This window comes from Rahnella sp. BCC 1045, assembly GCF_019049615.1.
GTDB classification, from domain to species: domain Bacteria; phylum Pseudomonadota; class Gammaproteobacteria; order Enterobacterales; family Enterobacteriaceae; genus Rahnella; species Rahnella contaminans.
This window is the reverse complement of sequence record NZ_JAFMOZ010000134.1, coordinates 46134-70829: the sequence shown is the minus strand read 5'-3', so window position 1 is coordinate 70829 and position 24696 is coordinate 46134. Positions and strand designations below refer to the sequence as shown.

22 protein-coding genes are annotated in these 24696 nt (G+C 57.3%); 15 read left to right on the top strand and 7 right to left on the bottom strand.

The window, feature by feature from the left end; all coding sequences use genetic code 11:
* Positions 1 to 124: 124 nt before the first annotated feature.
* The 8 genes from J1782_RS17180 to J1782_RS17145 all read left to right on the top strand — a co-directional run bounded on the left by J1782_RS17180 (position 125) and on the right by J1782_RS17145 (position 9866).
* Positions 125 to 1105 (top strand): ABC transporter substrate-binding protein, encoded by a 981-nt coding sequence (locus J1782_RS17180; RefSeq protein WP_217153586.1) that lies wholly within the window; start codon positions 125 to 127, stop codon positions 1103 to 1105.
* 17 nt (positions 1106 to 1122) lie between these two features.
* Positions 1123 to 2004, top strand: a complete 882-nt coding sequence (locus tag J1782_RS17175; protein WP_217153585.1) for an ABC transporter permease — start codon at positions 1123 to 1125, stop codon at positions 2002 to 2004.
* Complete coding sequence (locus J1782_RS17170; protein ID WP_165057476.1) at positions 2004 to 2789, top strand: ABC transporter ATP-binding protein; 786 nt, start codon at positions 2004 to 2006, stop codon at positions 2787 to 2789. The genes J1782_RS17175 and J1782_RS17170 overlap by 1 nt, the downstream gene beginning before the upstream one ends.
* A 117-nt stretch (positions 2790 to 2906) precedes the next feature.
* Complete coding sequence (hutH, locus tag J1782_RS17165; protein WP_152326185.1) at positions 2907 to 4457, top strand: histidine ammonia-lyase; 1551 nt, start codon at positions 2907 to 2909, stop codon at positions 4455 to 4457.
* Positions 4458 to 4535: 78 nt separating this feature from the next.
* Positions 4536 to 6218 carry a urocanate hydratase gene (gene hutU / locus J1782_RS17160; RefSeq protein ID WP_217153584.1) on the top strand — a complete coding sequence of 561 codons (1683 nt, stop codon included), beginning with the start codon at positions 4536 to 4538 and terminating at the stop codon, positions 6216 to 6218.
* A 181-nt stretch (positions 6219 to 6399) separates the two neighbouring features.
* Positions 6400 to 7554: a histidinol-phosphate transaminase gene (gene hisC, locus J1782_RS17155; RefSeq protein WP_217153583.1), complete on the top strand. Its 1155-nt coding sequence runs from the start codon at positions 6400 to 6402 to the stop codon at positions 7552 to 7554.
* A complete protein-coding gene (locus J1782_RS17150; protein WP_217153582.1) occupies positions 7551 to 8699 on the top strand; it encodes an alpha-hydroxy acid oxidase in 1149 nt (382 codons plus the stop codon). Before hisC ends, J1782_RS17150 begins: the two co-directional genes overlap by 4 nt.
* Before the next feature lie 81 nt (positions 8700 to 8780).
* The gene (locus J1782_RS17145) at positions 8781 to 9866 is read left to right on the top strand and encodes an iron-containing alcohol dehydrogenase family protein (protein ID WP_217153581.1); all 1086 of its coding nucleotides are present in this window, start codon (positions 8781 to 8783) and stop codon (positions 9864 to 9866) included.
* 181 nt (positions 9867 to 10047) lie between these two features.
* Here J1782_RS17145 and J1782_RS17140 read toward each other — a convergent pair whose 3' ends face one another.
* From J1782_RS17140 to J1782_RS17110, 7 genes are all read right to left on the bottom strand, one after another.
* Entirely contained in the window at positions 10048 to 10803 is a 756-nt protein-coding gene (locus tag J1782_RS17140; RefSeq protein ID WP_152326190.1) for an SDR family NAD(P)-dependent oxidoreductase, read from the bottom strand.
* Positions 10796 to 12124, bottom strand: coding sequence for a hypothetical protein (locus J1782_RS17135; RefSeq protein WP_217153580.1), 1329 nt, complete (start codon positions 12122 to 12124; stop codon positions 10796 to 10798). Before J1782_RS17135 ends, J1782_RS17140 begins: the two co-directional genes overlap by 8 nt.
* Before the next feature lie 2 nt (positions 12125 to 12126).
* A complete protein-coding gene (gene hisD / locus J1782_RS17130; RefSeq protein ID WP_152326192.1) occupies positions 12127 to 13467 on the bottom strand; it encodes a histidinol dehydrogenase in 1341 nt (446 codons plus the stop codon).
* 16 nt (positions 13468 to 13483) lie between these two features.
* On the bottom strand, positions 13484 to 14254 hold the full coding sequence (locus J1782_RS17125; RefSeq protein WP_101079694.1) for an ABC transporter ATP-binding protein: 771 nt from the start codon (positions 14252 to 14254) through the stop codon (positions 13484 to 13486).
* Positions 14254 to 15063, bottom strand: coding sequence for an ABC transporter permease (locus J1782_RS17120; protein ID WP_101079695.1), 810 nt, complete (start codon positions 15061 to 15063; stop codon positions 14254 to 14256). Before J1782_RS17120 ends, J1782_RS17125 begins: the two co-directional genes overlap by 1 nt.
* Entirely contained in the window at positions 15060 to 16070 is a 1011-nt protein-coding gene (locus J1782_RS17115; RefSeq protein WP_217153579.1) for an ABC transporter substrate-binding protein, read from the bottom strand. Before J1782_RS17115 ends, J1782_RS17120 begins: the two co-directional genes overlap by 4 nt.
* 278 nt (positions 16071 to 16348) lie before the next feature.
* Entirely contained in the window at positions 16349 to 17329 is a 981-nt protein-coding gene (locus J1782_RS17110; protein WP_165057494.1) for a LysR family transcriptional regulator, read from the bottom strand.
* A 187-nt stretch (positions 17330 to 17516) separates the two neighbouring features.
* Between J1782_RS17110 and argH the strand changes: the two genes are divergently transcribed.
* The 7 genes from argH to J1782_RS17075 are packed head-to-tail and all read left to right on the top strand — an operon-like array spanning position 17517 to position 24612.
* Positions 17517 to 18944: an argininosuccinate lyase gene (argH, locus tag J1782_RS17105; protein WP_152326197.1), complete on the top strand. Its 1428-nt coding sequence runs from the start codon at positions 17517 to 17519 to the stop codon at positions 18942 to 18944.
* Positions 18945 to 18981: 37 nt separating this feature from the next.
* Positions 18982 to 19854: an amino acid ABC transporter permease gene (locus J1782_RS17100; RefSeq protein ID WP_217153578.1), complete on the top strand. Its 873-nt coding sequence runs from the start codon at positions 18982 to 18984 to the stop codon at positions 19852 to 19854.
* An 11-nt stretch (positions 19855 to 19865) separates the two neighbouring features.
* Positions 19866 to 20630, top strand: coding sequence for an amino acid ABC transporter ATP-binding protein (locus J1782_RS17095; protein WP_101079700.1), 765 nt, complete (start codon positions 19866 to 19868; stop codon positions 20628 to 20630).
* A 38-nt stretch (positions 20631 to 20668) separates the two neighbouring features.
* The gene (locus J1782_RS17090) at positions 20669 to 21490 is read left to right on the top strand and encodes an ABC transporter substrate-binding protein (protein ID WP_152326199.1); all 822 of its coding nucleotides are present in this window, start codon (positions 20669 to 20671) and stop codon (positions 21488 to 21490) included.
* 21 nt (positions 21491 to 21511) lie between these two features.
* Positions 21512 to 22369: a polysaccharide deacetylase gene (locus J1782_RS17085; RefSeq protein ID WP_217153577.1), complete on the top strand. Its 858-nt coding sequence runs from the start codon at positions 21512 to 21514 to the stop codon at positions 22367 to 22369.
* Positions 22362 to 23264, top strand: coding sequence for a polysaccharide deacetylase (locus tag J1782_RS17080; RefSeq protein WP_165057499.1), 903 nt, complete (start codon positions 22362 to 22364; stop codon positions 23262 to 23264). The genes J1782_RS17085 and J1782_RS17080 overlap by 8 nt, the downstream gene beginning before the upstream one ends.
* Entirely contained in the window at positions 23257 to 24612 is a 1356-nt protein-coding gene (locus J1782_RS17075) for an MmgE/PrpD family protein (protein WP_217153576.1), read from the top strand. The genes J1782_RS17080 and J1782_RS17075 overlap by 8 nt, the downstream gene beginning before the upstream one ends.
* The last annotated feature ends 84 nt before the right edge of the window (positions 24613 to 24696 follow it).

Below are 24696 nucleotides of genomic sequence, written 5' to 3'. Positions count from 1 at the left end.
CACAAAGCTTGCTTTAATACAGTCGACTGACTTGTATAGACAAGAATATACAGTAGCGTATTTTGCCTGAGGTTTTTCACCGCTTCAGGCGTTCCCCCGACAGGTACTTTGGCAGGAGTGGCAGATGAGCAACATGATTTCCAGGGCTGTACTGAAACGTTCGTTGTCTTTGTTAGGGCTGGCTGTAGCGATGGGCAGCGTGGCTGTCAGTGCGGCGCAGGCGGCAGATACACCGGTAGCTATTGGTATCTCAGGGTGGACAGGTTTTGCCCCCCTGACGCTGGCGGATAAAGCCGGGATCTTCAAAAAGAACGGCCTTGAAGTCACGCTGAAAATGGTGCCGCAGCAGTCCCGTCATCTGGCGATTGCTTCCGGTTCATTGCAGTGCGCGGCGACCACGGTGGAAACCTATTTAACCTGGAACGCCAGCGGCGTGCCGATTAAACAGATCGTGCAGCTTGATAAATCCTACGGTGCGGACGGTATTGCCGTGCGCAGCGGGATTAACAAAATTACCGACCTGAAAGGGAAAACCGTCAGCGTCGATGCGCCGGGTACCTCTTCTTACTTCCTGCTGGCGTGGATCCTCGATAAAAACGGCATGACGATGAAAGACGTCAAACTCGCGACGCTGGGGCCGGACGCAGCCGCACATGCGTTTATCGCCGGGCAAAACGATGCGGCGGTAACGTACGAGCCTTACCTTTCCACCATCCGCCAGAGCCCGGACAAAGGCAAAATCCTTGCCACGACGCTCGATTATCCGATGGTGATGGATACGCTGGGTTGTACGCCTGCATGGCTGGATAAAAACCCGCAAGCCGCACAGGCGCTGGTAAACAGCTACTTTGAAGCGCTGGATATGATCAAGAAAGACCCTGAAAAATCCAACGAAATCATGGGTGCTGCGGTAAAAGAAACCGGCAAACAGTTTGCGGAAGAATCCAGTTATCTGCGCTGGCAGGGTCGCGATGCCAATAAGAAATTCTTCAGCGGTGAAATCGTCACCTTCACCAACGAAGCAGCGCGCCTGCTGACCGAGATGAAAATCCTGCGTAAAACGCCGGACATCAATACCTTATATGACGCGAAGTACGTGAAATAGCCATGAAGGACAAAGACATGAACAGTTCTGTCACTCAGGCAGCCGTACATCCCGTTAACGCGCAGTCAGATTTACGCGAGCCGACCCCGTTGCCGGCAAGCAAAAAAATCTGGCATAACCCGATGATGGTGCCTTTGCGCCCGGTCGCAGCAAGGCGACGCGGTTTCCTCGGGTTCTGTTTTTTTGTCCTGTTTTTCGCCCTGTGGTCGCTGGTAACGTTTACCGGATTCGTGTCACCGACGTTCCTGGCCAGCCCGGCCAGCATGTTGCAGGAAGGCTTTTTACTGTTTACCGATTTCGATTTCACTACCGATATCGGCATGACGGTGATGCGCGTGCTGGGCGGTTTTGTTCTGGCCTGCGCCATTGCCGTGCCGCTGGGCATTCTGATGGGGTCGTACAAACTGATTGAAGCGTTTTTTGAGCCGTTTGTGTCGTTTTGCCGTTATCTGCCTGCGTCAGCGTTTGTTCCGCTGCTGATCCTGTGGGCGGGTATCGGTGAAATGCAGAAAATTCTGGTAATTTTCATCGGCTCCTTCTTCCAGATAACCCTGATGGTGGCCGTGACGGTCGGCGCTGCGCGACGTGATCTGGTCGAAGCCGCGTACACGCTGGGTGCGACGAATCAGAGCGTGGTTCGCCGGGTGATTATTCCGGGTGCCGCGCCTGAAATTGCCGAGCTGCTGCGGCTGGTGCTGGGCTGGGCGTGGACATACGTCATCGTGGCGGAGCTTATCGGTTCATCGAGTGGCATCGGCCATATGATTGTTAACAGTCAGGCGCTGCTCAATACCGGGCAAATGATCTTCGGCATTATCGTGATTGGTTGCATCGGTTTGCTTTCTGACCTGTTATTTAAAGCGGCAAACCGCCGCCTGTTTGTCTGGAGTTCGCTGTGATGAGCCATCCGAAACTGAGTGTCCGGCAGGTGGAACGTATTTTCACCGGCCCGAAAGGCGAGAAAACGCAGGCGCTGTTGCCGGTGGATTATCAGGTTAACGAAAATGACTTCATCACCATTCTCGGGCCATCGGGCTGCGGCAAATCCACGCTTTTGCGCATTGTGGCAGGGCTGGATCAGCCGACGCGCGGGGAAGTCTGGCTTGATGGCGAACTGGTTGACGGGCCGGGCGCTGACCGGGGCATGGTGTTTCAAAGCTACACCCTGTTTCCGTGGCTGACGGTGGAGCAAAACATCCGTTTTGGTTTGCAGGAACGCGGTGTCAGCAAAGCGGCGCAAAAAGAGCGCAGCGACTATTTCATTAATAAGGTCGGGCTGCGCGGATTTGAGCAGCATTTTCCCCGTCAGTTGTCCGGCGGCATGCAGCAGCGCACCGCGATTGCCCGAGCGCTGGCGAATGATCCGAAAATTTTGCTGATGGACGAACCTTTTGGTGCGCTCGACAACCAGACCCGCGTAATGATGCAGGAACTGCTACTGTCGATCTGGGAATCTTCGCGTAAAACCGTGCTGTTCGTGACGCACGATATCGACGAAGCGATTTTCATGGCGAACAAAGTGGCCATTTTCAGTGCGCGGCCGGGGCGGATTAAGACAGAAATAGCCGTTGATTTCCCGCATCCGCGTGATTACACCCTGAAAACGTCACCGGATTTTATGGCGCTGAAAGCGCGGGTGACGGAAGAAATCCGTACCGAAACAATGCAGACGATGGATCACTGATCTCTCCCTGCGGGTAAGCGTTTAACGTTGTTGTGTCAGGTATTGCATAAACACCCGGCGGGCTGAGGCCTTAGCCGGGTTTACTTCCCGTTTCACTTGTCTATACAGGAATAGATTATGGCTTCTTCATCCACCGCTTTAACCCTTTGCCGCCTGCAACCGGGCCATGTTGACCTGCCGATGCTGCGCAAAATTTATCAAGGCAACGTCCGTCTTGAACTGGCTGAAGAGGCGCGCGCTGGCGTACTGGCTTCGCAGGAAACGGTCACCCGCATCGTTGAGTCGGGCAAAGTGGTTTACGGGATCAACACCGGTTTTGGCAAACTGGCGCAAACGCGCATTCCTGCTGAACGGCTGGCTGAACTGCAACGTAATCTGGTGCTGTCGCACAGCGTCGGTATCGGCAAGGATCTGGCGGATAACGTGGTGCGTCTGGTCATGGCAACCAAAGTCCTGAGCCTGTCGCGCGGCCATTCCGGGATCCGCATTGAAGTGATTGATGCGCTGATTACTTTATTTAATGCGGGCGTGTATCCGTGTATTCCGGAGAAGGGTTCGGTCGGCGCTTCCGGCGATCTGGCACCCCTGGCGCACCTTTCCCTGATGCTGATTGGTGAAGGTCAGGTCACGGCGAAAGGTGAAAAAATGTCGGCCATCGCCGGGCTGGCAACCGCCGGTCTGGTGCCGTTTGAACTTGGTCCGAAAGAAGGGCTGGCGCTGCTTAACGGCACCCAGGTGTCAACGTCTCTGGCACTTTCCGGTTTGTTCGAAGCGGAGCGCGTATTTTCTGCCGGGCTGGTGGCAGGCGCGTTGTCGCTGGAAGCCATCAAAGGGTCGGTAAAACCGCTCGATTCACGCATTCACGAAGCGCGTGGTCAGCAGGGCCAGATTGGCGTTGCGGCGGCGCTTTCAACTATTCTGGCAGGCAGTGACATTGTCACGTCGCATGCCGATTGCGGGCGTGTACAGGATCCGTATTCCATCCGCTGCGTGCCTCAGGTGATGGGCGCTTGTCTGGATAACCTGCATCACGCGGCGCGTATTCTTCGCATCGAAGCCAACGCCGCCTCCGACAATCCGCTGGTCTTCTCCGAAAATGGCGATGTGATTTCCGGCGGTAACTTCCACGCGGAACCTGTGGCGTTTGCTGCGGACATCATCGCGCTGGCGGTGGCAGAAATCGGTGCGATTTCAGAACGCCGCATGGCGCTGCTGCTCGATACCGGTCTTTCCGGCCTGCCGCCGTTCCTGGTGAACGACGGCGGTGTGAACTCCGGTTTCATGATTGCCCAGGTGACGGCAGCCGCGCTGGCGTCAGAAAACAAATCGCTGGCACATCCGGGCAGTGTCGACAGCCTGCCAACGTCAGCGAATCAGGAAGACCACGTTTCAATGGCGACTTACGCCGCACGCCGTCTGGGGGACATGTGCTTTAACACCAGCGTCGTCGTGGGCATCGAAGCCATGGCGGCCGCACAGGGGATTGATTTCCATCGTCCGCTGCAAAGCTCTGTGACGCTGGAAAACGAAATGAAGGCCATCCGTGAAAACGTCGCGTTTCTTGAAAAGGATCGCCTGATGGCACCGGACGTCGAAATGATGCGTCTGTGGGCTTCCCGTGAACACTGGCCCGCGGCGATTGAAGCGCTGCTGCCAAGCTTTGTTTGATCGAAAGCTTCGCCTGAACACGAGCTTTGCCTGAAATTTTGAACCTGAAAACACCCTATTTGAGAGAAGGAACCGACGATGAACGCTCCACAAAAAACGGCTGTAGCCCGCGTTGTTCGTGCGCCGCACGGGACTGAACTGAGCTGCCAGAACTGGCTGATTGAAGCCGCGTACCGCATGATCCAAAACAACCTTGATCCGGATGTCGCTGAGCGCCCGGAAGATCTGGTGGTTTACGGCGGGATTGGTAAAGCGGCGCGTAACTGGCCCGCGTTTGAAAGCATTCTGGAAAGCCTGCGCCAGCTGCGTGAAGACGAAACGCTGCTCGTTCAATCCGGCAAACCGGTCGGCGTATTCCGTACCCATACCGATGCGCCGCGCGTGCTGATTGCCAACTCCAATATCGTGCCACACTGGGCAAACTGGGAGCATTTCCATGAGCTGGATAAAGCCGGGCTGATGATGTACGGCCAGATGACCGCCGGTTCGTGGATTTACATTGGTGCGCAGGGCATTGTTCAGGGCACTTACGAAACCTTCGCCGAAGCGGGGCGTCAGCACTACAACAGCGACCTGCGCGGCAAGTGGATTTTAACCGCCGGTCTGGGCGGTATGGGCGGCGCACAACCGCTGGCGGGCGTTCTGGCCGGGGCGTGCGTGCTGGCGATTGAATGCCAGGAATCGCGTATCGATTTCCGTCTGCGCACCCGTTATGTCGATTACAAGGCGCACAGCATTGATGAAGCGCTGACGATGATTGAAAAAGCCTGCGCGGAGAAAAAAGCCATTTCCGTCGGCCTGCTGGGCAACGCCGCGGAACTGATGCCGCAGCTGGTTGCGCGTGCGAAAGAAGGCGGTTTGCGCCCGGATATCGTCACCGATCAGACCTCGGCGCATGACCCGCTGAACGGTTATCTGCCGGAAGGCTGGAGCCTGGAAAAATGGCAGGAAGCGCGTAAATCGGATCCGCAATCTGTGGTGAAGGCCGCAAAAGCCTCGATGGCAAAACACGTTCAGGCGATGCTGGATTTCCACGCAATGGGCATTCCGACCGTGGATTATGGCAACAATATCCGTCAGGTGGCGAAAGACGAAGGCGTGACCAATGCCTTTGATTTTCCGGGCTTTGTCCCTGCGTATATCCGTCCGCTTTTCTGCGAGGGCAAAGGCCCGTTCCGCTGGGTAGCGCTTTCCGGTGACCCGGAAGATATCTATAAAACGGATGCCAAACTCAAGGAGCTGTTCCCGGATAACGCCAACCTGATCAACTGGCTGGATATGGCACGCGAGCGCATCGCCTTCCAGGGTTTACCGGCGCGTATCTGCTGGCTCGGTCTGGGCGAGCGTCATATTGCCGGGCTGGCTTTCAACGAAATGGTGCGCAACGGTGAGCTGAAAGCGCCGGTTGTCATTGGTCGTGACCATCTGGATACCGGTTCTGTGGCCTCGCCAAACCGTGAAACCGAAGCCATGAAAGACGGCTCCGACGCGGTTTCCGACTGGCCGCTGCTCAATGCGTTACTCAACACTGCGGGCGGCGCAACCTGGGTCAGCCTGCACCACGGCGGCGGCGTCGGCATGGGCTTCTCGCAACATGCGGGCATGGTCATTGTGGCGGACGGCACTAAAGAGGCCGATGCACGCCTATCGCGCGTTCTGTGGAATGACCCGGCAACCGGCGTGATGCGTCATGCTGATGCCGGTTATGAGCAGGCTAAAGCCTGTGCGGAACGCAATGACCTGAACCTGCCGATGCTATGAAGCCCGTTAGGGTAAGTGATGAATACAGCGGCAATTAAACTGAACAAAATCAGCGGGCAGTGGCGCAGGTCGCTGCCCGTTTTGTTTCTAAAATAATCTGAAAATGCGTTAAAAAGTGGCGTAAAACCGCGCGGACTTCCGGCATACTCGGGAACAGAATCTTCACAGCACGAGGTAAAAGATGGCTTCAGATCCGACAGCTTTTGATGCAGCAAAAGAGTGCCTGAAAAATCTGGCAAGGCCCGCATCACGGGCGCTGGGCGTGTATAACGCCGGGCTCTCAGCCGACGCTGTACAGCAAAAATATGGCGCAGCCCGTATCGCCAAACTGGCGAGTAATGAAAACCCTCTGGGGGCCAGCCCGAAAGTGATTGCGGCGCTTGAAGCTGATGCCCGTTTCAGCGCGATTTATTCTGATGCATCTAGTGCGGCATTGCGTGCGGTGCTGGCGGAAGAAACGGGCGTCAGCGCGGAAAACATTGTGGCCGGCAACGGTTCTGAAGACATTTTACACATGCTGGCGCTGGCCTTTCTGAACCCTGGCGACCGCGTCGTCACGCTGATCCCGTCTTTTGGTTTGCATGAAATTTTCCCGCGCATGATGGGGGCTGAGGTCACGCTGGTGGGCGTCAGCGCGCAGCAGCAGTTCGATATTGAGGCCTGGGAGCGGGCGCTTTCCACACCTGCAAAAATGGTGATTTTCAGCAATCCGTCGAACCCGGTGGGCTGCATGCTGGGTCGCGAAGGATTCGCCCGAATTATCGATGCCGCCCCGCAGGATTGCATTCTGGTGATTGACGAAGCTTATTTCGAATATTGCGAAAACGAGGCGGATTATCCAGACAGCCTGCGCGTTCTGGCTGAGCAGCCGCGTCCGTGGATTGTGTTGCGTACCTTCTCCAAAGCTTACGGGCTGGCCGGTTTGCGCATTGGCTATGGTTTAGCCAGCCATTCTGAACTGGTGAATCTGCTCGACCGTGTCCGGACGCCGTTTAACATTAACCGCTCGGCACAAACTGCCGCCGTTGCGGCTTTGCAGGATAAACAGCACGTGCGTGACAGCATTGCGCTGGTCACCGCGCAGCGTGAAAAAATGGCCGCAGAACTGACGGCTCTGGGCTTTACCGTTGCGCCGTCGCACGCCAATTTCCTGTTCTTTGATTGCGGCCAGCCGAGCGCGGAACTGGCACAGCGATTGCTTACTTTTGGCGTAATTATTAAGCCGTGGCGCGAAACCGGCTATGAAAACTGGATCCGCGTGTCAGTCGGTAACGAGCAGGATAACCGGCAGTTTATGGAAAGCCTGAAACACATTCTGGCGGAGGAAGCCGCGTGAAGCGTGCTGCGTTAAACATTGAAGAATTGCGCCGTCAGGCCCGGCGCGCGTTGCCGCGTTTCGCTTTCAGCTATGTGGAAGGCGGGGCGGATGATGAACAAACGCTGAAAGATAACCGTGAGGTTTTTGCCCGCTGGCGCTTTATTCCGCCGGTACTGACGGATTCCAGCCAGCGCGATTTGTCTGTCACGCTCTGCGGGCAGACGCTCTCTGCGCCGCTGCTGATTGCACCGACCGGTTACAACGGCATGCTGCGTTTTGGCGCAGACGCCATGCTGGCCCGTACCGCCAGACGCGCCGGGGTCGGGTATATCCAGAGCACAGTGTCCACAGCATCGATTGAAGAAATCGCGGCGGAAAACCTGCCGCAGCACTGGTTTCAGCTGTACGTATTAAAAGACCGCGCGGTGACAACCGGCCTGCTGGAGCGGGCGAAAGCTGCCGGATGCACCACGCTGGTGGTGTCCGTCGATGCCGTCCATTTCGGTAATCGCGAAAAAGACAAACGCAACTACCGGCGGCCAATGAAGCTTTCGTTGCCGAGCCTGGTGGATGTCGCGCTGCATCCCGGCTGGGTGTGGCGGACGCTGAAACCGGCGGGTATGCCCGGTTTTGGCAATTTAAAACCTTACGTGCCTGCGGATAAACAGCGTGGCGCGGGTGGGGCGAGCTATTTCTCTGAGCAGATGGATACCCGCCTGAACTGGGAAACGTTTGCCTGGATCCGCAGCCAGTGGCAAGGCGCGTTGCTGATTAAAGGCATTCTGGCACCGACCGATGCGCAACGGGCGCTGGACGCGGGCGCGGACGGCATTGTGCTGTCCAATCACGGCGGCCGTCAGCTCGATGGTTCGGTCAGCGCGATGGAAGTCCTGCCGGAAATTCGCCAGTTGTGCGGCGCGGATGCCACTATTCTTATCGACAGCGGTTTTCGTCGTGGTACCGACGTGGTGAAAGCGCTGGCGCTGGGCGCGAATGCCGTATTGCTTGGCCGCCCGATGCTCTACGGCGTGGCGGCGGCGGGCGAAGCGGGCGCGCAACGTGCGCTGGAGATTATCTTGCAGGAAGTAGACCGCACGCTGGCGCAGCTTGGTTGTACGTCGGTGAAACAGCTGGGGCCGCATTTGCTGCGCCCTGAGCGTTAATTTGCACAAAGTAAAAACAGTAAACATCCTCAGAATTTTTAACCTGAATCAGTCAAACACAAGCATCACGGAGAAGCAGTTATGCAGGCACAGAACATTATCTTCCCGGCGCAAATTCTGCGCGGCCCCGGCGTTATTTCTCAGCTTGGCGATATTTGTGCGTTGCTCGGTAAACGCGCGCTGGTGATTGGCGGGCATCAGGCCCTGATGGCGGCAGGAGATAAAATTCGTCATCAGCTTGAAGGCTGTGCGGTGGAACTGGTGGGCAGCGAATGGTTTGGCGGTGAAAGCAGCGAAGGCAATATCACGCGTCTGGCGAAAGTAGTGAAAGACAAAAAGGCCGACATCGTGATTGGCGTAGGCGGCGGGAAATCTCTCGATACCTGCAAGGCCGTTGGCGTGGAAACCAACGTGCCGGTGGTGACCATTCCCACCATCGCCGCGACCTGCGCTGCGGTGACGCCGCTGACTATCCGTTATCACGATGACGGACATTTTCGCGATTTATTCCCGCTGCCACAGGCCCCGGCGGCGGTCATTATCGACAGCGACATTCTGGCGGCCGCGCCGTTGCGCTGGCTGGCTGCGGGGCTGGGCGATACGCTGGCAAAATGGTACGAATTCCGCGCCATCAGCAGCCATCACGGCCAGTTAAGCGGCGTGGTGCGATCTTCAAGCGCCAACAGCCGGATTTGTTATGACCTGATTGAATCCTGTGGCCCGGCTGCCTGCGACGCGGTGCGCGCGGGTAAACCAAACGCCGAACTGGATCAGGTGCTGGACGCCATTTTCATGTTTGCCGGTCTGACCTCGCTGATGAGCAGCGGGGCCCACGCCGCCGCCTCCCACGCCATTTACGAAGGCTTCACTGTTTGCGATAAAACGCGTGAATTTGGCCACGGCTTGCTGGTCGGCTTCGGTAATCTCTGCCTGCTGGCGCTGGAAAACCGCAGCGACGAAGAGCTGATGGAAGCCATCAGACTCGCCCACGCCTGCGCCGTGCCGCTGCGTCTGAGTGAAATCGCCGAACTGAACGCCGAAGAACTCGACAGCATCGTGAAGGCATCGCTGCACGCACCGGATATGGAGAATATGCCGGGGCATGTGACGGCAGGGGGATTGTATGAGGCGATTTCGCGGGTAGAGGCAATGGCAGATCTGATTTGATCTTTTGGGCTTGCAGCCCAAGCCTGCGAGTTTTGGGGTAGCGACCTGAAGGGTTTTAAATTTAATTTCAAATTCAAAATCAAGACCTTGGGTGGCACCCCAAGGTTTTGACCTTAAAGCCCCAAGGTCTTGACCTGAGCGATTACTGCAAGTGAAAAACCGCCAGATGTCCGGTCTGACATCAGATCCCCGCCAGATATCCCCCATCCACATATAACACCTGTCCGGTGATATAGCGTGCGGCGTCACTGCTTAAAAATACTGCCGCGCCGGTGAGGTCGTCGAGTTCTCCGAAACGCCCGAGCGGGATTTTCCCCTGCATTTGCTGGCACCAGTCGGCGTTTTCGTAAAACTCTGCCGTCAGATCGGTTTTGAAATATCCCGGACCGATGCCGTTAACGCGGATATTTTTTACGGCCCATTCCGTCGCCAGCGTGCGGGTCAGACCAGCCATGGCGGATTTCGATGCACCGTATGCTGCGGCACCCGGAACGCCGACCTGGCTGGTGAGCGAGCAGAGGTTGAGAATACTGCCGCCGCCATTTTCGGCCATCAGCCGTGCGGCGGCTTGTGCGCAGAAAAATGCGCCTTTGAGGTTGGTGGTGAGAATGGTGTCCCAGAGCGCTTCGTCAACGTCCAGTGACGGGCAAAGGTGTTCGGTTCCGGCGTTGTTGACCAGCACGTCAGGCGGAGCGGGCAGCCTGGCCAGCGCGGCGTCGAAGGTGGCGGGTTGCGTGACGTCGAGCACCAGCGGAAAGGCCTCCGCGCCAAGTTGACGGATTTCCCCGCAGACAGCGTTTATCGTGACGTTGTCACGCCCGCTGACGATCACGCTGGCACCGGCTTTTGCCATGCCTATCGCCAGCGCTTTACCGATGCCGCGTGAGCTGCCGGTGATCAGCACCCGTTTGCCTTGCAGCGAGAACTGGTCAGTCATTCGCTTTCTCCGCCGGGCTGATCCCGGCCAGCCATTGGCTGAATTCGTCGAGATCTTCCACCGGCTGGCTGCCCAGCATGACGGACATCGCCAGACCGAGGGCGGAGCTGGTGGGGGTATGCCCGCTGAAACCGCCTGCGCGGAGATCCAGAACCAGCGCCGGGCAGCAGAACATGGCGAGGCGGAAAATCCGCTGCCAGTGCGGCGGCAACCAGCCACGGCGGGCGAGTTGGGCGAGCAACGGCTGCCAGTATTCCTCGCCTTTGTCGCGCAGGAAGGCGGCGCGCAGCGGCGTCAGCTGCCAGTTGTGATCCACAAACAGCGTATCGCCACGGCGCATCACCGTGACTTTGTACAGTTCGCCGCAGCGTGCGGGCTCGTACAACCACAGCGGATGCGCAAAAATGTTGTGGAAGGTGGCTTTGATTTCCGCCAGCAGCGCCGGAATGTTGCGCCCGGCGAAAGCGGGGTCGAAGCTCACCAGTTGCGGAATTTCTTCCGACGTGTCGTACCAGACGTTAGCGTTGTGCGCGTCGCCGTGTGCTGTGATGACGCCGTGGTCGGCCAGTGCGGCGGGCGCGAGACGCGTTCCCGCTTCGGCGAATAATTGCCGCAGGCTGTGTTCATACGCCACACCGTTGATGACCCAGCGCAGGTTACTCAGCGTTTGCCATTCCAGTTGTTCGTCTTCGAGCTGGAAGGTTTTGCCGACGTAAAAACGCGCGACGCGGCCACCGAAACCGGCGGGGATCTCCGGGTTGTCCGCGGAAACCAGCCGGTGATGGAACAGCTGATGGATGGGTTCTGCGGAAACGCCGTCCACCGAACCGGCTTTCAGCGTCGGTAGCGTATTTGTCAGGATATCGCGGTCAGCGCGGCGCTGGGCTTCTTCGATTTCAGCTTCCTGATCCCATGCCTGTTGCTGTTCGATATCCCGGCAGACATCTGCCATACGCCGGTCGTGGCGCAGGGTATACATCAGAATCTGCCGCCCCGGTTCGCCGCAGGCATACACCGGCACATCGACCCGAAAGCCGCTTTCACGCAGCAATTCAGCGTTGTAATACTCTTCGATGGTTTTATCTTCGCCTTCTTCATTGTGATATTTGAAGAACAGGGCGCGGCCATCGTCGAGCGTCACCGTACCGTTGAGGGAATTCAGGCTGTACTGGTCACGGTTGATGGTCAGCTGACCGGCCTTCACGCCAGTGACTTCGCCAATCAGCTGGCGCAGCGCATCCGCCGCTTTTTGCCACTCTCCCGCGTGGACTAACTGACGCGCCTGCGCGGCCAGCGGTTCACTGCCCGTCAAATTGCTCATCGTTATTGGCCTTTTTTGTTGAGGATCTCAGTGCGTAATGCCGATACCGCCAGCGCGTGGCCGGGGAAGCCCTCGTACAGTGCGAACGCGTGGGCTTTTTCAGCCAGCGGCGCGTAGCCTTCGCGGGTCACGTAGCCGACTGAAATGCGTTTCATGTAATCGAAAACTGAGAGCGGGCCGACGGTTTTCGCTGCACCGTTGGTCGGCAGGACAGCGTTCGGGCCGAGCACAAAATTCCCCAATGTGATAGGCGTGTAGTTGCCGAGCAAGATTTCTCCGGCATTGCGGATTTTGCCCATTACGGCCATCGGTTCTTCGGCAAGGATTTCCAGATGTTCCGGCGCGTACTGGTTAACAAATTCAACGGCAGTGTCGAAATCGGGCGTCAGCACCACGCCGCCGTGCGTTCCGCATAGAACTGCCTGCGAGAAACCGGCGCGCTTTTCGCCGATTTGCGCCCAGTAGCCGGGCAAGGCGGCAATGGCTTCTTCGGCCACGCGGCGGCTGTTTGTCACCAGATAAGCCGAGGAGTCCGGCCCGTGTTCGGACTCGATGATGAGATCTAAGGCTGCCAGCGCACCGTCCACGCTGTCATCGGCCAGAATTAAGCTTTCGCTGGGCCCGGCGGGAATCCCGGGATCGATAAGGTTTGATAACTGGCGTTTTGCCGCCACGACCCACGGGCTGCCCGGTCCGACGATTTTCAGGCATTTCGGCACGGTTTCAGTGCCGAATGCCACGGCCGCCACGCCCTGTGCGCCGCCGCATTTATACACTTCGGTGATGCCCACCAGCCTTGCGGCGACCAGCGTGGCGTCGTCCACTTTGCCGTCCGGCCCCGGCGGGGTGATGACAATGGCGCGTTTGACGCCAGCCACCACCGCCGGGATCGTGGTCATCAGAAAGACGCTGGGGAACGAGCCTTTGCCGCGCGGTACATAGCAGGCGACGGAGTCAATTGGCACATGGCGGTCACCGGCAAATGCGCCGGGGCGGATTTCTTTCATCCACATGTCTTCGGGTTTCTGCGCTTCGTGGAATGCGCGAATGTTTTCCACCGAGAAACGGATGGATTCGATGACCTGTGGATCAAGGCGTTCAAACGCCGTGGCGAACTCAGAATCTTCCGCCATGATGCTCATTTCCGGCGCGGTGACCGCGTCGAAATCGCGGGCAAAGCGTTGCAGGGCGGCGTCGCCATCGGTGCGCACGGCGTCGATAATCGGTGCCACACGCTCAATGAAAAAGGATAAATCCGCTTCGGTGCGCTGGAATAATGCCGGTGGCAGGTCAGTCGAATCGCTCAGGTCATGAAAAGTCACAGATTGAAAAGGTGCAGACATGGTAAATCTCCGGTGATCAGGCCAGCGCGGCGCGGGTGTGGCCGCTGCGGATAGTATGGAGAACCTGACGTTGCAGGTCAGTGAATTCAGGGCTGGCGGTCAGTTCTTCGCGGCGCGGGCGCGGCAAGGGCACATCAAACGTTGCCTGAATGGTGCCCGGTCCCATCACCACGATGCGGTCGGAAAGATAAACCGCTTCCTCGATATCGTGGGTGACGAACATCACCGTCAGCCGGTGTTGCTCCCAGATACCGGTGAGCAGTTCCTGCATCTGGTGGCGCGTCATGGCGTCGAGCGCGCCGAAAGGTTCATCCATCAGCAATATTTTCGGACGATAGGACAACGCGCGCGCAATCGCCACGCGTTGTTTCATACCGCCGGAAAGCTCGGACGGCCAGGCATCGGCAAACGCCGTCAGCTGAACCAGTTCGAGATGCTGATCGGCTTTTTCGCGGCATTCTGCCCGGCTGAACCCGGCGGCTTTGAGCGCAAATTCGATGTTCTGCCGCGCCGTCAGCCACGGTAATAAAGTATAGGACTGAAACACCACGCCACGGTCGATGCCCGCACCGCGTATGGTTTGCCCGTCAACCTGCACGTCGCCGCTGTCGTAATCCTCAAGGCCTGCCGCGATGGACAGCAGGGTGCTTTTGCCGCAACCCGACGTGCCGACGACCGAGACAAATTCGTTGTCCGCCAGCGTCAGGCTGATGTCGTGCAGAACTTCGCGCGTCTGTTTTCCGACCTGGAAACTTTTGTGCAAATGAGAAATGGTTAAAACCGACATTACGCACGCCTCTTGTTGTAGCGGAACAGTACGCGCTCGGCGGCACGCATAATCTGGTCGCTGATTAACCCCAAAATCCCCAGCAGCAGGATGTAACCGATGATGGTGTCGGTCTGGAAGAAGCGCTGGGAAACGACGATGCGGTAACCCAGCCCGGAGGTGGAGGCCACCAGTTCGGCCAGCACCAGCCACGTCCACGCCCAGCCGAGACTGATGCGCAGTGCGTCCCAGATGCCCGGCAGCGCGCCCGGTAAAACGATGCGGAAGAGAATTTTGCGATCCGGCATGCCGAGCGTGCGGCCTAAACCGACGAAATCACCCGGTACGCGTTTCACGGCGTCGATCACCATTAACACCTGCTGGAAGAAGGTACCGATCCAGATAATCAGGAATTTCTGCACGTCGTCTGTACCGGTCCATAAAATGGTCAGCGGCACGAACGCCACCACCGGCATGTAACGAATGAAATCCACCAGCGGTTCGGTCAGGGCTTTGAAGAAACCGTAGCAGCCTGCCAGCACGCCAATCACAATCGACATCACCGAGGAAATGGCGAATGCAATACTGATGCGGTAGAGGCTGCTTTTGACGTCACTCCACAGCGTGCCGTCCTGCGCCAGTGAAACCATTTTCAGCCACACATCGGTGAGTTTTGGCAGAAAAATCGGCGGAATGGCGCCGCTGCGGGTCGCCAGCCCCCATGCCAGAAACAGGACAACGAACAGCGCCACGGCGATGCCGACGAACAATTTGCGCGAGGGCAGGCGGCCAATCACCATCAGGTTGAGCGGTTTACGGCGCGAACTCATGGCAGGCTGTTCACAAAGCTGGCATCAATCACCTGCGCGGTGGTCACCGGTTTTGGGATCAGCCCGGCGGCGGTGGCGGCTTTCAGCACATGCGCAAACGTCTGGTCGGAGAACGAATGGCTGAGCACCTGTTTGTTTTCGGCCAGCGAATAGTATTTCACGCCGTCAAACGCTGATTCCAGGTCCGCCGGTGTGGCCCCCACGGCTTTGGCGATCAGGGCGCGGTCGGCGGTGGTATTGGCCTGATAATGGGTCAGGGCGGCGTCCCAGCTTTTAATCAGCGCGGCAATCTGGCCCGGTTTTTCTTTCAATACGGAATCGCGAACCACCAGAACGTCGCCGATCAGGCCCGGATCGGAAGAGCCGCTGTAGAGCATTTTCAGCGACGGATCCTGTTTTCTGGCGGCAGAAATGTACGGCTCGTAAGTCACGGCGGCGGTGACGCGTTTGGCAATCAGCGCGCTGCCTGCGGAATCGGCAGGCATCGGCACCGGCGTGATATCACTCCATTTCAGCCCGGCCGAGTTGACGGCGCTGTGCAGCAGAATGTCGCTGGTGGTGCCTTCTTCGAACGCCACCTGTTTACCTTTCAGGTCTTTCAACGTGGCGATATCCTTGCCGACCAGCAGGGCGTCGGCGGTTTCGCTCTGATCGAGCAGCAGGACGACTTTCACCGGCAATCCTGCGGAAACCATCGCCATGGCGGTGTGTGTGGCGATGTTTGCGCCGTCAATCTGCCCGCTGGCTAACGCGGCGTTGATGTCTTTGTCTTCGGCGAAGTTAATGATGTCGACCTTTTCCAGCCCCTGCTGTTTAAAAATGCCCTGACTTTGTGCGACGTGCCACTGCCCGTAGCCCAGCCAGGGTTCGATACCCATTTTGAAGGTACCGGCTTCCGGCGCTGTCGTTGCCGCGCCAGCACTCAGGCTGAATGTCGTGAGCGCGCCAATGCAACAGGCCAGCGCAACTTTGTTTTTTAAGGCGTTTAAGGTCTGAGTCGGTGACATGGTGATCCTCGCATGGTGTTGAAAGAGAGAAAGACGGCTAATAGAAATCCTAATGTGCAACCCTGTATAGACAAGTGAGTAAAGCAATTACTACGCCACAGTTGAAATCACGGAAGGAAATCAGGCAGGGCATTGATGTTATACATTTTTGGATAATTAATGAGAAGGAGGTAAACGAATTTATAATTAAAAGTGATAACCTGCACCACAATATGACTTTCATTGCTCTGCGCCGGTGCATAAGACGACGGAGCCGGCAATATTCCCGCTTAATCGAATCAGCTGGCTTTCGCTTCAGGCCGGGGAATGAGTGCCTGTTTGAGAGCATTAAAGAATAAATTCAGCACGGAATTAAACGGGGCGCCTTTTTTAACCACCAGGCTGAAGGGAGTGGCGATTTCAATATTGTCCGGCATCAGCGCTTTGAGTTTATTTCCGTCCATGAACGCACTGGCATAATGTTCCGGTAAAAAACCGAGATAATTACCGGTCATCAGTAACATGGTGACCGCTTCGACCTGTACGGCGATGGCGTGCGGCGTCGTGACGTCAGAGAAGATATTTTTCTTACTGTGATTGGCGTAAAAGTGATTCACCATTTGCGAGGATTTGATTTGTGATTCTTTAATTTCCTGAGCCGGAACGGAGAAGAGCGGGTGTTTATCGCCGCAATAAAGATAGGTCATTTCGTGATACAGGAAAAAGTAATCAAATTCCGGTTTTTCCTGATACACCGGCATGATGCCGCAGGTAAAACGGCCATCAATCACGCCGCGTTCGATCTCGTCGAGCTGGGTGGCGTGCAGGCGTATGTTCACCTTTGGCGCCTGACGGTAAACCTCGCCTAAGCCACAGACGACGGGCGATTGCGGATCCGTAATGGTGTTGTCGATAATGCCGATGTTCAGCTCTCCGAACAGTTCGTGGCGCGCATGATTGAGTTTGTCGCGAAAGAGGTTGATGGAAGAAAATAAATCCAGACACGCCTGATACGCGACTTTTCCGTGTTCGGTTAAATAAAACCCCTCACGCCCGCGCGTACAAAGTTTCATCCCAAAGCGGATCTCCAGATCCGATATTTGTTTGCTGATTGCCGCCAGGCCAATATTCAGTTCATTACAGGCTGCGGTAAATCCACCGGCCTCTACCACGGTTTTAAAGACGCGCAAAAGTTTTAAATCTGCGACGCCAAGGCTGTGCTGGTTAATATCACTTTTTGCGGGTGATGTGTTTCCTGATTTGGAAAGTGGACTTTCCATAATAAATATTTACCCCCGCTCTAAAAATCTACAACATCAAATTCACTTAGCCTCACTCGTTATTACGCTGTAAGCCTGAGATTGTTCAGTGTCATTCGAAACACTGTTGGCTGAAATTTATTTAAACGCCGTCAGACAATACGCTGGATTCAGGTTTGCAACATCTATGCCATAAAAGGAAACGATCATGTCCCAGCAGCCAGAACTTCTTTGGGGAGCCCGCTTCAAACACGGGCCAGCCGCGGCGTTAAGCGCCTTATCGCGCAGCCCGGAATATTATTTTTCACTTGCTGAATATGATCTGGAAGGGTGCCGCGCACACGCTTATGAATTAAAGCGCGCCGGTTTACTTGATGAGAATGAAACCCGTCAGATGGTTGAGGCCATTGAGCAACTGGCCGCCGATTTTCGCGCCGGAACCGTGACGCCGGTTCAGGGCGATGAAGATGTGCATACGTTTATCGAACGCAGCCTGACCGAACGGCTGGGCGCGCTTGGCGGCAAACTGCGCGCCGGACGTTCCCGTAACGACCAGACCGCCAACGATTTGCGTCTGTACCTGCGCGATAACACCCGCAAAATCGTGGTGGCGCTGCTGGAATTACAAACCGCGCTGATCAAACAGGCGGAACAGCATATTCATACCCTCGCGCCTGGTTTTACGCATCTGCAACAGGCGCAGCCGATTGTGTTTGGTCATCAGCTGATGGCGCATGCGCAGTCGTTTTACCGCGACGTTGAACGCCTGCGTGACTGGGATAAACGCTGCGCACTTTCTCCGCTAGGGGCGGCGGCGATGGCCGGTTCTGCCATCGCGATGCACCCGGAATTATCCGCTAAAGATCTGGGCTACGACGGCGCGTGTGAAAACTCCATTGACGCCGTTGCCAGCCGTGACCACGTCGCTGAATTCCTGTTTGCCGGCAGCATGCTGAGCGTCAACCTATCGCGCATTTGCGAAGAAGTTTGTCTGTGGGCGTCGCGCCAGTTCCGCTGGGTCGAGCTTGACGACGGTTACGCCACCGGCAGTTCCATCATGCCGCAGAAGAAAAACCCCGACATTGCCGAGCTGACGCGGGGCAAAAGTGGCCGTCTGATTGGCAACGTGACGGCGATGCTGACCACCATGAAAGGGCTGCCGCTTTCGTATAACCGCGACCTGATTGAAGACAAACGCAACGCGATGGACACCGTTGATCAGCTGTTGCTGGTGCTGCCTGCAATGGCCGGAATGATCGACACCATGAAGGTGAACGTTGAACGGCTGCGCGAACAGGCACCTGAAGGTTTCACGCTGGCGACCGAAGTGGCGGACTGGCTTTCCCGCCGCGGCGTGCCGTTTAAGGAAGCGCACGAAATCACCGGCCAGCTGGTGCAGGTTTGCGAGCAACACAATCTGGCGCTGCATGAACTCAGCGATGCCCAGCTGCTGGCCGTGGATCCGCGTCTGAGCGCTGACGTGCGCGATTGCCTGACGTTAGAAGCCGCGGTGAATGCCCGCAGCGGCTGGGGGGGTACGTCTCCGGTGCGCGTGGCCGAGCAGATTGAGCGGCTGAAAGTGCGTCTGGCCGGGCAGTCGGCCTGGGCAACGGCCTACACCGGCCTGTCTTTATAACGTCTGCATAACTTCTACACCTCGCGGGGAGCGGCGAATGACTTTGTATCAGAAGACGTCTGAAAACGTGAAAACCGCTGATGTCGATCTCAGCGAATACCACTATGTGCCGCAGCGTTATTACGGCCGGATTTTTGCCTCGGTCGCGATCCTGGTGCTGCTGGCCTTGCTGGTGAACGCCTTTGCGCACGGCAAAATCGAATGGCAGTACGTGGCGCAGTTTCTGACCGCCAAAGCGATTTTGTTCGGGCTGGGCAACACCATTGTGATGTCGGTGCTGGCGATGGCGCTGGGGATTGTGTTCGGGGTGATTATCGCAGTGATGCGCATGTCGCAAAACCCGGTGCTGCGCAGTGTGGCGATGGGCTACACGTGGATTTTTCGCGGTACGCCGCTGATTTTACAACTGCTGCTGTGGTTTAACCTGGCACTGATTTTCCCGACCATTTCCATTCCCGGCCTGTTCAGTATTCAGACCGTGGACATCATGACGCCATTCACCGCCGCACTGCTCGGGCTGAGTATTAATCAGGGCGCGTACACCTCGGAAGTGGTGCGCGCCGGGCTGATTTCGGTCGATCTCGGGCAGTACGAGGCGGCGAAGTCCATCGGCATGACGCGTCTGCATGCGCTGCGGCGGATCATTTTGCCGCAGGCCATGCGGGTGATTATTCCGCCTATTGGTAACGAATTTATCAGCATGGTGAAGACCACCAGTCTGGCGAGCATGATCCAATATTCCGAAGTGCTTTATAACGCGCAGACCATTTACTTCGCCAATGCGCGGGTGATGGAACTGCTGTTTGTCGCCGGTATCTGGTACCTGGTGGTGGTGACGGTGTTGTCGCTCGGGCAGAACCGTCTGGAACGCTATTTCGGTCGTGGCACCCGCCGCCGCACCAGCCACTGAGGAGCCAGACCATGAAAAGTATTATCAAAGCCGTCAACGTCAATAAGTACTTTGACCAGTTTCAGGCGCTGAAAAACATCAATCTTGAAGTTAAACACGGCGAAGTGATGTGCATCATCGGGCCATCGGGGTCGGGGAAAAGTACGTTTCTGCGCTGTATTAATCAGCTTGAGCGCATCGACAGCGGCGGCGTCTGGGTGGATGACGAACTGGTCGGTTACCGCATGGACGGCAAAAAACTTTACCCGCTCAATGACCGGCAGATTGCCCGCCAGCGGCTGAAAACCGGCATGGTTTTCCAGCGTTTCAATCTGTTCCCGGACAAAACGGCGCTGGAAAACATTATCGAAGGGCCGTGTCAGGTTCTGCTGCGGCCGGTGAAAGAGGCGACGCAGGAAGCCATGGCGCTGCTCGAACGCGTCGGGCTGGCGCATAAACGCGATGCGTATCCGCTGGAGCTTTCCGGTGGTCAGCAACAGCGCGTGGCGATTGCCCGTGCGCTGGCCATGAAACCCAAAGTGATGCTGTTTGATGAGCCGACGTCGGCGCTCGATCCGGAAATGGTCGGCGAAGTACTGGCGGTGATGCGCGGCCTGGCCGCTGAAGGGATGACGATGATTGTGGTCACGCATGAATTAGGTTTCGCGCGGGAAGTCGCTAACCGCGTGGTCTTCATGGATGAGGGCGGAATTATAGAAAGTGGTAATCCGGAAGACATTTTGCTTAATCCACAAAACCCGCGGACGCAGAACTTTATCTCTGCCGTCCTCATTTGACCCTTTTGCCGTTAACTTTTGACTATGGGAATGCCTTCATGAAAAAAACACTGTTGTCCCTTATTACTGCGGCGGTTCTGTTGCAGGGCGCGGTTCCTGTCGCCAGCGCCGCTGAGCTGAAACAAAAAGACGAAATCAAAGTGGCGATGATGCCGAACTATCCGCCGCTGGAATTCAAAGATCCGGCCACCGGCCAGCTGACCGGCATGGATTACGATCTGGGTATGGAACTCGGCAAGCGCCTGAACCGCAAAATCAGCTGGCAGGAAATCGGCTTCGAACAGATGGTGAACGCCGTCGCCACGCATCGCGTGGACATGATCCTTTCCGGCATGACTGACACCAAGCCTCGCCAGGATATCGCCACGTTTGTGGATTACTACAACAGCGGGCCGCAGTTCTACACCACCGTCGCGCACAAAGAAATCAACACCCTGTCAGATCTCTGCGGCAAGAAAGTTGGTACCAGCCGCCGCACCACTTTCCCGGCTGAAATCGCTGCATGGAGCGAAGCAAACTGCGTGCCGGCAGGCAAACCGGCCATCGTGGTGATTGGTGCGGAAGGCACGGCGGATGCGCGTACCCAGCTGCGTCAGGGGCGAATCGAAGGCGTGGTGCAGGGCAGCGAGACTCTGCCGTACATCATGAATCTGGAAAAAGACACCTATAAACCGCTGGGCAAAGCCTTTGCGTATCAGGTCACCGGCATGGGGATCAGCAAAGACGATCAGCCGCTGATTGACGCGGTAAAAGGCGCGCTGACCGGCATGATTGCCGACGGTACGTATCTGAAAATCCTCACCAAATGGGGCCTGCAGGACGGTGCAGTTCAGGAAGTCACCATCAACAAAGGCAAATAACCTCAGGTAACGGACCGACTCATGACGATTTCAGCACAACACACGGCCAGTCTATGGCCGGAAGGCAAACGCGGCTGCATGGCGCTGGCGTTTGATCTCGACGGCCCGACCGGCGACGCGATGCTTAACGGCACAATCTGGCAGAAAGCGGATTACTTTACCTTCGGCGCTTACGGCCCTTACCGGGCGCTGGGGCGGATCCTCGATTTGCTCAGTGAACATCAGCTTCCGGCGACGTTTTTCATTCCCGCGTGGGTGGTGGAAAACTGGCCGAAACAGTGTCAGGCGATTGTCGAGCGCGGCCATGAAGTGGCGTATCACGGTTATCGTCATGAGTCTTTTTACGCCATCAGCGCCGAAAAACAGCGCCAGGTGATGGAGAAGTCCCGCGAGATTTTCTGGCAGGTTTTAGGGATACGCGCCGAAGGTTTCCGCACGCCGTCAGGCGACTGGCACAAGGAAACACCGGCGATGCTGCTCGACGCGGGCGTGACGTATTCCAGCAGTATGCGCGGCGACGACCGGCCCTATCTGATCACCGTGCCCGGCCATGAACGGCCGCTGGTGGAAATTCCCGGCCGCTGGGAAATGGACGATTACGCGTCTCTGGCCTACACCCGCGAGCCGAATTTCCCGTCGGGGCTGGATCGCACCGCCAGTTACGCGCTGACGCTCGACAACTGGTGCCGTGAATACGACGGCGCGATGAATGAAGGGCTGAGCCTGACGACGTTGTTCCATCCGAAAATCAGCGGAAAACCGGGACGCATCATGCTGCTTGATCAATTTTTCAGCCACCTGAAAGCGCGTGACGACGTGTGGTTTGCGCGCTGCCGCGACGTGGCGCACTGGTGGATGCAGGAGCATGCCAATGACTAATCAAAACTGGCCGCAGGGCTATCGCTGCGCGGTGATTATTACGGTGGATTTCAACGATATTCACGGCATTCTCAGCCAGGTTCCCGCCGTGGCTGGCCGCGAAAAAACGCTGTCGGTCTGGCGATACGGCACGCTGCGCGGCATCGACCGTTTGCTGGCGCTGCTGGATGAAAAAAACCTGCGCAGCGCCTGGTGTGTGCCGGGCATTGTGGCGGACGAAAACCCGGAGAAAATCCGCGAAATCGACCGCGCCGGTCACGAGCTGGCGACCTGTGGCTATGAATTTGCGCATTTCGACGGGCTGACGCTGGCGCAGCAAACTGACAGCCTGCAACGGGGCAAAGCGGCGCTAAAAGCCCTGACCGGCAAGGTGCCACGCGGTTTTCGTCTGCCCGCAGGAAACTGGGCACCGGGTTTTGCGGATGTGCTGACGGATGAAGGTTTCAGCTGGACCTCCGGCTGGCGCGGCGATGATTTGCCCTATTTCCAGCCCATGCAGGATGGCTTGCCGTCGCGGCTGGTGGAACTGCCGCTGCATTATGAGATGGAAGACGAGCCGTATTTCGCCTTTAACCTCAGCCCGGCGGTGCCCCCGGCGCAGTCACGCATTGCGTCCTACAGCCAGACGCTGGGCAACATGAAGATGGATTTCGACGGTTTCTACCGTTTTGGCCTGTGCTATGTGCTGCGGCTGCATCCGGAAGTGATCGGCACCGCCGGACGCATTGGCGTGCTGGCTGAACTGCTGGACTACATCACGTCAAAACCGGATGTCTGGGTCGCCAGCGCCAGCGAGGTGGCCGACTGGTGGTCACAGAATCAGCCGCAAAACGAGGCGTCCCATCCGGCGCAGATCTGGATGCAACATACCGCGCCGGGAGTCAGCCATGAGTAAGCTTTCGCAGCAGCAAATTCTGAGCGAATTTGTGGTGAATACCCATTTCGACGATTTGCCGCCACGGCTGGTGGAACGTACCAAACGGCATATTCTCGATACGATTGGCGCGGGGCTGGTGGGTGCGACCAGCGACGTGGCAAAAGACGTGGCCGCGATGATCCTCGGTGAAGGCGCATTGCCGCTTTCCCCGGTCTGGGGCTACCGCGAGCTGACGTCTGCGCGCAACGCTGCGCTGCTCAACGGCGTGGCGGCGCACGCGCTGGAACTCGATGACACCGGCGGCTGCGATCATTCCGGCGCGGTGGTTATTCCCGCCGTGCTGGCGGTGTTGCCGCTGTGCCCGCAACCGGTCAGCGGCAAAGCGTTTATCACGGCAGTCGTTATGGGTTACGACGTGGCGCGCCGCGTGCTGGAAGCCTGTGGCGGCTATTCCCCGCACAACCGGGCGGGCTGGCATTCCACGTCAACCTGCGGCGTATTTGGCGCAGCCGCGGCCGCGGGGAAAATTCTCGGCCTGAGTGCAGGGCAGATCAGCTCTGCACTGGGCATTTCCGGCAGTTTCAGCGGTGGCCTGTGGGCGTTTATCCATGACGGTTCGCAGAGCAAAAAGCTGCACGCAGGCCGCGCCGCAGAAGGCGGAGTTCTCGCCGCGCTCAGCGCCCGGCAGGGCATCAGCGGGCCTGCGCAGTTATTCGAAGATCAGTGGGGCGGATTCCTCTCAACGCTGGCACCGCAAAGTGCAATGCCCGAAATGCTGACGGCCAGTCTGGGTGAAATCTGGAAGCTGGAGCGTTGTTCCATCAAGCCTTACGCCTCGTGCCGTGGTACGCATTCCGCGATCGACGCGACGGGCATTTTGCTTGAGGAAATGCACGCGACCGCCGGTGATATCGAAAAAATCGTCGTCCGTTTGTGCCCGTTCCTCAACGGAATGTGCGGAGATAATGAAATCGCCACGCTGGCGGCGGCACAGATGAGCCTGCGTTACGCCATCGCGGCGCGTGTTGTTTTCGGCCACGCCGGGCTGGACGTTTACGGTGCGGCGCAACGGCAGGATCCGGATTTGCTGGCGATGATCGCCCGGATCGTGCTGACGGAAGATGCCACGATGAGTTCCGACAGCGAGCCGGATGTGACGGTTTTCATCCGAACCGGCGAATCAAAAACCTTACGAGTAGATGTCGCGCTGGGCGCACCGGGGAATCCGGTGTCGGATGAGCAGCTTAAGGAGAAGTTTGTGTCGCTGGCGACCCGGGTGATTTCAGTGGCGGGTGCGGAGAGGATTTGGAACAGCGGGATGGAAATGGAGAATTTGCCTGATGTCCAGGGGGTGTTTGGGCGGTGAGCCCAGGGCCCTGTTGGCCCGAACCAAATTTTTACTTGTCCCGCTCTGTAAGCTGGTGTCAAATCAGGTGATTAGCGTCCTAAC

Excerpts from the sequence above, each read along its gene's own strand:
- J1782_RS17180 (WP_217153586.1), top strand. The coding sequence starts at position 125 with ATGAGCAACATGATTTCCAGGGCTGTACTGAAACGTTCGTTGTCTTTG.
- J1782_RS17175 (WP_217153585.1), top strand. The coding sequence starts at position 1,123 with ATGAACAGTTCTGTCACTCAGGCAGCCGTACATCCCGTTAACGCGCAG.
- J1782_RS17170 (WP_165057476.1), top strand. The coding sequence starts at position 2,004 with ATGAGCCATCCGAAACTGAGTGTCCGGCAGGTGGAACGTATTTTCACC.
- hutH (WP_152326185.1), top strand. The coding sequence starts at position 2,907 with ATGGCTTCTTCATCCACCGCTTTAACCCTTTGCCGCCTGCAACCGGGC.
- hutU (WP_217153584.1), top strand. The coding sequence starts at position 4,536 with ATGAACGCTCCACAAAAAACGGCTGTAGCCCGCGTTGTTCGTGCGCCG.
- hisC (WP_217153583.1), top strand. The coding sequence starts at position 6,400 with ATGGCTTCAGATCCGACAGCTTTTGATGCAGCAAAAGAGTGCCTGAAA.
- J1782_RS17145 (WP_217153581.1), top strand. The coding sequence starts at position 8,781 with ATGCAGGCACAGAACATTATCTTCCCGGCGCAAATTCTGCGCGGCCCC.
- J1782_RS17140 (WP_152326190.1), bottom strand. The coding sequence starts at position 10,803 with ATGACTGACCAGTTCTCGCTGCAAGGCAAACGGGTGCTGATCACCGGC.
- J1782_RS17135 (WP_217153580.1), bottom strand. The coding sequence starts at position 12,124 with ATGAGCAATTTGACGGGCAGTGAACCGCTGGCCGCGCAGGCGCGTCAG.
- hisD (WP_152326192.1), bottom strand. The coding sequence starts at position 13,467 with ATGTCTGCACCTTTTCAATCTGTGACTTTTCATGACCTGAGCGATTCG.
- J1782_RS17125 (WP_101079694.1), bottom strand. The coding sequence starts at position 14,254 with ATGTCGGTTTTAACCATTTCTCATTTGCACAAAAGTTTCCAGGTCGGA.
- J1782_RS17120 (WP_101079695.1), bottom strand. The coding sequence starts at position 15,063 with ATGAGTTCGCGCCGTAAACCGCTCAACCTGATGGTGATTGGCCGCCTG.
- J1782_RS17115 (WP_217153579.1), bottom strand. The coding sequence starts at position 16,070 with ATGTCACCGACTCAGACCTTAAACGCCTTAAAAAACAAAGTTGCGCTG.
- J1782_RS17110 (WP_165057494.1), bottom strand. The coding sequence starts at position 17,329 with ATGGAAAGTCCACTTTCCAAATCAGGAAACACATCACCCGCAAAAAGT.
- argH (WP_152326197.1), top strand. The coding sequence starts at position 17,517 with ATGTCCCAGCAGCCAGAACTTCTTTGGGGAGCCCGCTTCAAACACGGG.
- J1782_RS17100 (WP_217153578.1), top strand. The coding sequence starts at position 18,982 with ATGACTTTGTATCAGAAGACGTCTGAAAACGTGAAAACCGCTGATGTC.
- J1782_RS17095 (WP_101079700.1), top strand. The coding sequence starts at position 19,866 with ATGAAAAGTATTATCAAAGCCGTCAACGTCAATAAGTACTTTGACCAG.
- J1782_RS17090 (WP_152326199.1), top strand. The coding sequence starts at position 20,669 with ATGAAAAAAACACTGTTGTCCCTTATTACTGCGGCGGTTCTGTTGCAG.
- J1782_RS17085 (WP_217153577.1), top strand. The coding sequence starts at position 21,512 with ATGACGATTTCAGCACAACACACGGCCAGTCTATGGCCGGAAGGCAAA.
- J1782_RS17080 (WP_165057499.1), top strand. The coding sequence starts at position 22,362 with ATGACTAATCAAAACTGGCCGCAGGGCTATCGCTGCGCGGTGATTATT.
- J1782_RS17075 (WP_217153576.1), top strand. The coding sequence starts at position 23,257 with ATGAGTAAGCTTTCGCAGCAGCAAATTCTGAGCGAATTTGTGGTGAAT.